The organism is Cyclobacterium sp. L-R, assembly GCF_056859355.1.
Genome location: NZ_JBSXOH010000079.1, coordinates 103,653 through 112,807, shown reverse-complemented (window position 1 = coordinate 112,807; position 9,155 = coordinate 103,653). Strand labels below are relative to the sequence as shown.

Below are 9,155 nucleotides of genomic sequence, written 5' to 3'. Positions count from 1 at the left end.
AACCCGAAATATGCAATAGACAATCTATTAAGTGCTGAAATCGCTTCAAAATCAGCCACTTCCTTGCTGATTTCAATTTACCCATAGCGGTGCTATGCTAAAATCTCCAAACAGCCTGATTTTCTTGCGATTGCAACACTTCCCGTAAACACGGGACAGGCTTCACCCCTGACATTGTCAGGGCGGAGAAATCCTATTACATAATCCGGGTTAAACTGTCGGTTTTACTACTAATGGAACAGTAAATTATTTAGGAAGGGTTTTCACCTGCTGGATTACCATAGCTTGGTGACACATTAATGGTTTGCATATGGTTTGTGTCGGTTTCAAAGTATTTTCTTGTCCCCTGAAACCAAAGCTGGCTTCAGAACAAACTTCGGTATTCTATCTGGTCTCGATCGACTGGGATGCTGCGAGGAGTGCTCCACAGGCTTTTGGCTTGGGGCCATTCACTCGGTTGGGCTTTAATTTTCATATCTCTTTGTCTAATTTTTTCGGGTTTTGTCTTGTGTCAAATAACGTAACAATATTGATTCGCTTGGAATTATAGCGATAGTATAAAATCGTTTGTTTTGTGATAACACATTTTCTCAAACCTTCTCCTTTTTTAGATTCCGGAAATATTTCAGGTTGGTTTTTAATTATTTCTATTGATGACTCTAATTTTTCAACGAAGTCCGTTTTAACCTTAACAGACCATTCCGTAATTAAATACTCAAAAGTTTATCTAATTTCTTTTCGGCTGTTTTTGAAAGAAAAACTTTTCTGCTCAATTCACCTGTGTTTTTGCATAAAAGTATCGTAATCCGTTACCTCTCCATTTTTAATTTCAAGTGAAGCCTTTTCAATTTCTTTACGTTGCTCGATAGATAAATCATCCTGAAAGTCAGATGCTTCTTTTTTGAATATTTTTTTAATGGATTCAATTATTTTTGGATTTTCAGTATCCAAAAGCATTTTAACCAGTTCGATTTTTTCAGCTTGAATATCCATAGCATTTAATTTTATAATCAAAAATAACGATTTAAACCTAAATTTCTGATGGTGAGACGAAATTTTTAAATGAAGCCATTAATTAAGGTTTGCTAAGATATAGGGAAATCCTTGTTCAACTGTCGGGAGCCCTTCCAAATACACACCACATTATTTAGGTAAGACTTTCACTTGCTGGATTACCACAGCTTATTGGTTTACTTTTTCGAATAAAATATCTTTTACTGTTCCTTCTGAAGCTACATAAAAAGAAGACACCTTATTTTTATCATCTCGTATAAAAGCATATTTGGTTCGTCTATTTGCTCCAAAAACATCTTTTTCCCCTTCTTTCAATACCAACCCTTCATTATTTGGGTAATTCAAAATCAATTCTTGATCAGAAACAATGATCTCGTAACCAATATTTAGCTCTTTAGAAAAGTAGCTACCTGCATATTCAGAAATATTCGGATTTGGGTTCCTTGCTAATTCAATCTTTTCAAAGTAAAACACCGCGCCTCCAAAATCTACGAGTAAATCTGCCTCTGATTTTTTTTCTGAAAGAAAAGTATATTTCACAGAAGCATTGTCAATTCTAGCAAAAGAATTGACAGATACTGAATTGAGTTGCACAGGATTTCTTCCATAACTGCTCTGTACATTAAGGGTGTCATTATTTATAAATAGGTGCATTCTCAAATCACTATTTAGTTCTTGATAATGTCCTATGAATTGATTCAACTCGTTTTTCTTATGATTGTACTTTGTCTGATTGTAATCGTTTTGAGGAAGATCTTGAATATAAAGGTCCAGGATTTTGTAGGATACATCCACCGCATTGATCTCCTCAGAATTAGCAAAAACGACTACTCCTAGATTTAAATCAGGAATACAGATGAATTGGGACCGCAACCCTAAGTCTCTGCCGCTATGATTAAACGTATTATAGCCCTTATAAGCTGTCACAAACATTCCGCGAGCATGTTGCATCTCTTCACCATTGTTCAGTGGCTCAAGCTTTGTGACAAAATCTGCAATATAGGAGAAAGGGTGCTTGCTGTCTAGAAAAACCTGAGACCAGGTTATTAAGTCTGAAATCGTACTACTCATCCCGCCAGCTCCAACACAAAGTGTTAACGACTTTGGCTGTTTGAATTCATTTTTTACTTGATAATAAGGATAGGCCCTATTCTTAACAATGCTCCTTAAATCACTGCTATAGAAAGTATTCGACATCCCAAGAGGCTCGAACAATTCCTTTTCAGCAAACTGATGAATAGGAATTCCTGACACTCTTTCAACGATAAGTGCCAGCAAAACATAATTTGTATTGGAATAAAGAAACTTGTCTCCCGGTGTATTGTTCATTCCTTTTTGGCGGAACATCAGTTGCTGAATGCTTTTATTTGTATAACCCTGGTGTTCATAATCAAACCCAGACAAGTCCAATAAAACATTGTGATTTCGTATTCCACTTGTGTGATTTAATAGGTGCTTAATCCTTATTGTGTCTCCAGAAAAATACAATTCAGGAACAATTTTTCTTACATCATCATTTACAGAGAGTTTGCCTTGTTTTTCGAGTAGGGCTATACAGGCTGAAGTAAATTGCTTGGTAACTGAAGCAAGTTCAAATGTCGTAGCATCATTAAATGGGATATTGTATTCCAAATTCATTAAGCCATTACTGTTCTTATAAACAAGTACCCCATCTTTAACAACACCAACTGTTAAACCAGGCCCTAATTCGGTAACAACCTGCGCTGACAAAATGGAATCGATTCTTTCATTCAAGCTATTTTGTCCAAAAGAGCAAATGCTAAATGATGAAAATAATATAAGTAGTAGGATTCTCATTTTTTCAACTTAATTATTGATTTAGAATGAAGTAACGTTTTCAATTAATGCCAACGGTTTATGATATGTTTTCTTGCGGGATTATGAAGCGATTCCCTAACAGTTTTTACCGATTTTTTCACGAATTACAAGCTTACTATAACCTCCGAAACCCGCAGGCATTCTACCAGGTGTTGAACGAATCCTGCTAAGACAGGAAGCGAGCAATGATTGCCCTTTCTTCCAACTTTAGACCTATCATTAATTTTCAACATGATAAGCTATGAAAAAAAAGCAATCATTCCGTAAAAAAGCCTATAAAAATGTAGTTGGCTCAGTTGTACAGCTCAAAAGGCTCCGCCTTTTTAAAAATAACTATTGTGAAAAACGGTAAATAAGAATTTTACAGTTAAAAGATTAACACTTTAGTAAATTTCAAACACTATTATTTGCATTTTACACTATATAAAAGTATTTTGAATAGTATAAATTATGTTTTACTATAAATCTCAATGATATGAGTACGAAGAACACAGTTTCTATTCAGATTCCGGAAGCGGAGCTTCAGACGGTGAAAGAAGCCATCGCTACCCTTAAAACAACTTTAAGCCCCTACCTAATTGCCATTAGTGCTGAAGAAAGGCAGCGCATACCCAAGATGGGAGATGGCACTATCCCCTTTGTAGAAAAAGTAATGGACTATGCACAGGAAGACAGCCAATTCCTTCCTCCCTTTATTGATTTAAATGAATTGTCTAAGGATTGGGAGGTAGTAAAAAGACTGGCGCCATTGCTTAGGGATTTGCAGCAGGTGGAAAGCAACCTCAATGATACCGTGATGATGGCAGGATCTGAGGCCTATGTCGGTGCTCTTGGTTATTACAATTCTGTAAAATACGGGGCTAGGGTAAATGTAGCAGATGCCAAGGTGATCCATGAGGATCTTAAGCAGCGGTTTAATAGATCCAAATACAATCAGTCTGAGTAAGGCCAAATAAGTAATCAATTCATAATTTGGAAATGAAACCTATAATCAATTAATGATGCGCATATCACCCAATCCAATATAAAGGGGACAGTCAAAGGCATTTGAATTGTCCCCTATTTTTTTTGCATTCCTTATTTAAGTTAAACTCTTTTCGGTTCAAATATCCCTGTTTACACCTTCATTTTTCCTTACAATTCTTTCAATTCTTCAGTTTTTTTATTGAATTCTCTCCCTATTAGGTGGAATTTTGGAGCTAAAAATCCAATTGATCTGCCAAAAAGGCAGAATTTTCCTGAAAAAACATTGAAAATTCGACCTAAAAGCTCGAATTTTCCAGCAAATAACTGCAATGGGTAGGTTCCGAAGTACCCCTCCCCACTTCTAAACCCCAAAAATTTAACGGTCCCGTTGAATATTCCGGCAATTTTGTCAGTTTTTTAGTAATTAAGTCGATTAAAAGTCTGTTTTAGGTGGAATTTTCCGGTATTTTGGTGAAAATTTTCAGCTAAATGCCAAAAAATTCGACCTCCGAGGTCGAATTTTGCAAGTTTAGGGTACCCTCCCCTACTTCTGAACTCCTCAATCGGAGCTAATAAGCCCAAAGGGTAGGTTCCGAAGTACCCCACCCCACTTCCGAAGTACCCCTTTCAGGTATAGAAGTAACCTTAAGTTTTAAAATCTTACTTTAATTTCTTGCGATGTCAAAGGGTACAAAAGGTTTGTTGATCTCAATCCTGAACATGGTCCCTGAGCTTGATCCCTGAGCCTGTCGAAGGGTGGCGAAGGGTAGTGATGGGTTCCTGCTATTGGAATGATTCGTTATTATTTCCGCTCTGGATAAATTGAAAACATTTCGCTCCTGAAATTTTCGTACCAAACATCAAAATTGAAATGGTGTCGTTGGACAGTTTCTTCAGGTTCAAAAGACATCAAGAGTCCGTAGTTTTGTTTCATTAACATTGCAGTCTTATAGTCCTTCTTCGCTAACAGTTCTTCAATTATCTCCAGAAAAGAATTGTAATCAATTGAAAGTGGAGTTGAAAAGTCTCCTCCTTGAAATAAATCTGATCTTCTTTTAACAATCGGGTTATCCTTCAACTCATTTGATGGAATCATCTCCTCAAACCTGTCAAATACTTTTTTAGAGGGAACGCCGAAAAAGAAATTTGATGAAATTGAATTTATAAGCGCCTTGTCTGCTTTATCCTTTTGTCCTGTTTTATAGTAGTTCTCTGCCAGCCAGTACCATGGTTCAAAATACTCTTCAAATAAAGATGTCGCTCTTTCTAGTTTCTGAATTGCTTCTTCGTGCTTTCCTTTTTTCGTTAGAACTTTACCTTTATTGGTAAGAGCGACAAAGAAATCGTTGTCATTCAGATTCATTGTCGGGCCTTCTTGGCCACTTGACTCGTCAAACCAATGAGTAAATGATGCGAAGTCTTTAAATTCAGGAACTAATAAAAACTCTTCGTGTCGGGCAATACAGACAATTGGGTCTCCATTTTCCTTTCCAATTTCCCAGTACAATCCGTAGTAATCCCCACCTCCATCAGCTGTTTCTTCAATGGATAAACACCCTATCGGTGGAAAGAAGTAGCTGTCATTTTTGAGGGTAAACCGTTCTATATCGTGAGGAAATTTCATAAGTTTTTATTGTGCCCTAAAATTGCACCTGATTGCCATTTTTAATAATTGCCCATAAAGATTATTAGTAATAAACCAACAACGTCCCCTATACTTCTTACCGATAACCCTTTTCATAAAGCTTTCTAAAAAGGTATTGCCAAACTTCAGAAAAACCCTCAGGTGCTTAACTTTCGGTTGTACTTCTAAAGGAACGACAAATCATTTAGGTAGGATTTTCACTTGCTGGAATACCATAGCTTGGTGGTATATGGTTTGGGCAGGCAAAAATGTGAAATTTTTAAGGTTATTTTTTACATTTCTAAAAATACAAAACTTTGGTTCTGACACAATTCCGCCATAAACTGTATGCGCTGTTAGCAACTGGCTTATTTTTTAAATAAATAATTATCTAATGAATCTAAATATCTTAATTGTAAATAATTTATTGAATTATCATATGTGAATTCTCCTTGATATTTTGGAATGTCAACCCAATTAGGTATTGTAGTAGAATCGGATGAATTACCTTTTGCTAAATAATTCAATTTACCATCAAAAACTTTTATAAGGACAATTCCATGTTCTTTGGCATACTTAATGGCTCCAACCTGATATCCACTTGTTGAGAAAATCATTCCTTTCTGAGTTCCAGTAGCTCTTAATTTATCAAATAATAACTGAACAGTTTCTCTTTTTACTGAATTTTTATATTTCTTACATTCAATTAGAACTTTTATTACACCACCAAAAGCCTCTAATTCAGCATAAACATCAATTTAATAGTTTCTATCTGACTTTTTGATTTTTAAATTATGTATAGCTTTAAATGAGCTTAAATTTTTCCCAAGATTTGATAGATAATCGTGGAATAGCTTCTCAAATTCTATAGGTGAGATTTCAGTATTTGGATTGATTGGTATATGCGACATTTTTTTAGCTTCTGACGTAGATTAGAACCTGATAGTCTACTTTATTAACCCCCATAAAGATAATAAGAAGCAAAGAATCAGTAACCCTTCATCAAACAGTACCCTGTTAAATACAAGGCGACATCCTTAGTGTAATGGTAAAGAAACGGAATGTTTCTCTATCTACCGTAAAGCCCCTACCGGAGCGGGATTAGAGCCAACTTTCATTAATTTGTTGTTAATTTTCGTTTTTAAATTTTCTTACAATTCAATCAAGTCCACAATTATATCTTTTGGAAATGCCCCAGCTTTTCCATAGGTTAAAATAACTTCATTATCTTCTTTAACCGCAATATCTTCGGGTCGAAACCCTAAAATTTTATTTACATCGTAAGTTTGAATGTTATATAATTCAAATAATCTCCGGTCGATTTTAGCTATAATTTTATTTCGCTGCCCATAGAACTTAGCTCTTTCTAAAAACGGTGTAGTCGAAATACCTCTTGTTGGTAAACCATTTTGTTTCCATTGATGCTGTCTCACTTTGTTATCAACGCTATCAAAGAAAAATGGAAAAGTCGTGTCAAATCCGAACATTGGATCGGATGTAAATTCCTTGTCAGTAAATTCCTTAGGTATTAATGTGAAATCAGATTCAATTTCAAGTCTTCTAAGGGCTCGGTATAAGAAAAAGTTCTCCATTTATCATCTATTTCTGCGGTCAGTCGAAATGAAAGGTACCATCTGTATATACATATATTGGCTAGGAAGTTGCGATAACCGACTATGCAAATAATTCTTTTCTTTAATTATCTCCCAAATTAATCCTTTAGTACAATAAAACTAGCTCCATACCTATAATTCTACGGTAAAAAGCGAGAATTTATTGATAAATGGCTTGAAATTCAGGTCAATTGCTAAAAAATAAGCGGTTTAAGACAGGATTAGCCGAGGATTATATCTTAAAGTTGAAAAAAATGCTTGTAACTTTCCTCGTTTGCAAGATCTTTAGCTCATAAATAATCTGTAAAAAGCTTGAGGGTATGCAGAAAAACCTGCTTAGATCTAGAGTGAGCCAAGAACATGCCTCCACATTAACCAAAACCGAAATTGGACGCAGCCGTAGGCGCCGTTCCTCCTATTTATTATCCCCACTCCTTGGTTTATTCTACATCCCCCCCATTCAGCCAAGTTTAATGAATTTGTCTTCAAATTTTACATTAAAATTGATTTCTGCTTTTAATGCTTTGAACACTTTTAATATGGTGTCAATGGTCGCACTGTTGGCACTACTTTCAAGTTTAGAGATTTGGGCTTTCTGCACGCCAACAAGTCGACCAAGCTCTTCTTGTGTCAAGTTTCTTTCTTGTCTTGCTGTTTTAATCATCTTACCCAAAACGTCCATACGAAGTTCGTATTCATATTCGTCACGTTCTTGCGTTCCCACCTCTCCGATATACTTGTCTTTCATTTCGGCAAGCGAATAAGTCTTTAATTCTTTAGTTGCCATAGGATTATAGCTTTTGTTTATTTTTAAAATATTTTTCTCTAAGTCGTACTGCTCATTAGTCTGTTAGGCAACATCAATAAAAGTTTTTCTTGATAGTTTTTCGGTCAAGTCCAGAAATGAACTTATCCACTTCTTCTAAAAATTTCGTCTCAAAATATCTCACTTAAAATCGCCTTGTTCAACGTATCCAAGATAGTGGAAGTTTCCAAAATTAGAAACATTCCTTATCGAACTTGTTCTAGGTGCCTGCTTTATAAGGTAACTCAACCCATACCGCACATCCAAATACCACCTCCATTGTATCAGCCAATATTTTAACTTATATTCAATACCCTACACCTATTTTATCTCAAGGGCTTTGTGCGAGGCCAGCACCTTTAAATAGCACTTGGGCTTTAACTACAATTGAAGAACGCATATGGATTTGTTGAATAAGTTTTTAGGATTTGAGCTGCTTTCTATTGGGGAGTACAGCCTGAAGGTTGGGACTTTGGTGCTGGTGCTCCTCATTATCGTTTTGACGAAATTGATTTTATGGGGAATAAAAAAATCCATTTTTCGCAAAAAAAGAATCAGTAAGTTCAACGAGGGGAATATTTATTCCTTGTACCAGATTTTGACCTATATTGTCTGGGTAATCGCATTTGGCCTAATCCTGGAAAGCATCGGCATAAAGGTATCCCTCTTAATTGCTGGTTCCGCCGCCCTACTGGTAGGCATAGGTCTGGGCTTGCAGCAGACCTTCAACGATATTGTTTCTGGAATCATCTTACTTTCTGAGCGGTCGATCAGGGTAGCGGATATTTTGGAAATTGATGGGGGCATTTTAAAAATTCAGGAAATAGGCTTGCGTACCTCCAAAGGACTGAATACCGATGACATTTCCATTATTATCCCCAATTCATTGATCACCACCAATAAAGTCATAAACTGGAGTCACCAAAGAAAACAAAACCGCTTTAGGATTGAGGTGGGCGTAGCTTATGGTACAGATGTGGAGTTTGTCATCAAGATTCTGGAGGAAAGCGCCAAAGAACATCCTGAAGTAAATGCAGAAAAATTGGTAGAAGCCAGACTGGTGAATTTCGGGAATTCCTCGCTGGACTTCCAGGTGCTTTTTTATAGCAGCACCATTTTTGGATCGGACCGCATGAAAAGTGATATCCGAAGAATCATCAACCGGAAATTTATCGAAAACAATATTTCAATTCCTTTCCCTCAAATGGATGTGCACATAAGAACGAACGAGAAACGGGGGGAATAATACCCCTATTTAAAAACCTTATAGGTTTTTAAAACCTATAAGGTTATA

General features: G+C 36.0%; 9 protein-coding genes. 2 read left to right on the top strand and 7 right to left on the bottom strand.

The window, feature by feature from the left end; translation table 11 throughout:
- Positions 1 to 471 precede the first annotated feature (471 nt).
- The 3 genes from AC13EX_RS14735 to AC13EX_RS14725 form a co-directional block, all read right to left on the bottom strand.
- On the bottom strand, positions 472 to 708 hold the full coding sequence (locus AC13EX_RS14735; protein WP_482893267.1) for a type II toxin-antitoxin system RelE/ParE family toxin: 237 nt from the start codon (positions 706 to 708) through the stop codon (positions 472 to 474).
- 66 nt (positions 709 to 774) lie between these two features.
- Positions 775 to 993 (bottom strand): hypothetical protein, encoded by a 219-nt coding sequence (locus AC13EX_RS14730; protein ID WP_482893264.1) that lies wholly within the window; start codon positions 991 to 993, stop codon positions 775 to 777.
- Positions 994 to 1,182: 189 nt separating this feature from the next.
- On the bottom strand, positions 1,183 to 2,769 hold the full coding sequence (locus tag AC13EX_RS14725) for a serine hydrolase domain-containing protein (RefSeq protein WP_482893263.1): 1,587 nt from the start codon (positions 2,767 to 2,769) through the stop codon (positions 1,183 to 1,185).
- Between the two features lie 559 nt (positions 2,770 to 3,328).
- Here AC13EX_RS14725 and AC13EX_RS14720 point away from each other — a divergent pair.
- Positions 3,329 to 3,799, top strand: coding sequence for a hypothetical protein (locus AC13EX_RS14720; RefSeq protein WP_048640293.1), 471 nt, complete (start codon positions 3,329 to 3,331; stop codon positions 3,797 to 3,799).
- A gap of 822 nt (positions 3,800 to 4,621) precedes the next feature.
- On the opposite strand, the gene AC13EX_RS14715 is transcribed toward AC13EX_RS14720, so the two are convergent.
- The 4 genes from AC13EX_RS14715 to AC13EX_RS14700 form a co-directional block, all read right to left on the bottom strand.
- Positions 4,622 to 5,443, bottom strand: a complete 822-nt coding sequence (locus AC13EX_RS14715) for a tetratricopeptide repeat protein (protein WP_482893262.1) — start codon at positions 5,441 to 5,443, stop codon at positions 4,622 to 4,624.
- Between the two features lie 368 nt (positions 5,444 to 5,811).
- On the bottom strand, positions 5,812 to 6,201 hold the full coding sequence (locus tag AC13EX_RS14710) for a restriction endonuclease (protein ID WP_482893266.1): 390 nt from the start codon (positions 6,199 to 6,201) through the stop codon (positions 5,812 to 5,814).
- A 393-nt stretch (positions 6,202 to 6,594) separates the two neighbouring features.
- Entirely contained in the window at positions 6,595 to 7,035 is a 441-nt protein-coding gene (locus AC13EX_RS14705) for a hypothetical protein (RefSeq protein ID WP_482893261.1), read from the bottom strand.
- A gap of 481 nt (positions 7,036 to 7,516) precedes the next feature.
- Positions 7,517 to 7,843 (bottom strand): helix-turn-helix domain-containing protein, encoded by a 327-nt coding sequence (locus tag AC13EX_RS14700; protein WP_482893260.1) that lies wholly within the window; start codon positions 7,841 to 7,843, stop codon positions 7,517 to 7,519.
- 418 nt (positions 7,844 to 8,261) lie between these two features.
- Here AC13EX_RS14700 and AC13EX_RS14695 point away from each other — a divergent pair, with 418 nt between their 5' ends.
- Positions 8,262 to 9,107 (top strand): mechanosensitive ion channel family protein, encoded by an 846-nt coding sequence (locus AC13EX_RS14695; protein ID WP_482893259.1) that lies wholly within the window; start codon positions 8,262 to 8,264, stop codon positions 9,105 to 9,107.
- The last annotated feature ends 48 nt before the right edge of the window (positions 9,108 to 9,155 follow it).

Coding starts and splice junctions, on each gene's coding strand:
- AC13EX_RS14695 (WP_482893259.1), top strand. CDS start 8,262: ATGGATTTGTTGAATAAGTTTTTAGGATTTGAGCTGCTTTCTATTGGG.
- AC13EX_RS14705 (WP_482893261.1), bottom strand. CDS start 7,035: ATGGAGAACTTTTTCTTATACCGAGCCCTTAGAAGACTTGAAATTGAA.
- AC13EX_RS14720 (WP_048640293.1), top strand. CDS start 3,329: ATGAGTACGAAGAACACAGTTTCTATTCAGATTCCGGAAGCGGAGCTT.
- AC13EX_RS14715 (WP_482893262.1), bottom strand. CDS start 5,443: ATGAAATTTCCTCACGATATAGAACGGTTTACCCTCAAAAATGACAGC.
- AC13EX_RS14730 (WP_482893264.1), bottom strand. CDS start 993: ATGGATATTCAAGCTGAAAAAATCGAACTGGTTAAAATGCTTTTGGAT.
- AC13EX_RS14700 (WP_482893260.1), bottom strand. CDS start 7,843: ATGGCAACTAAAGAATTAAAGACTTATTCGCTTGCCGAAATGAAAGAC.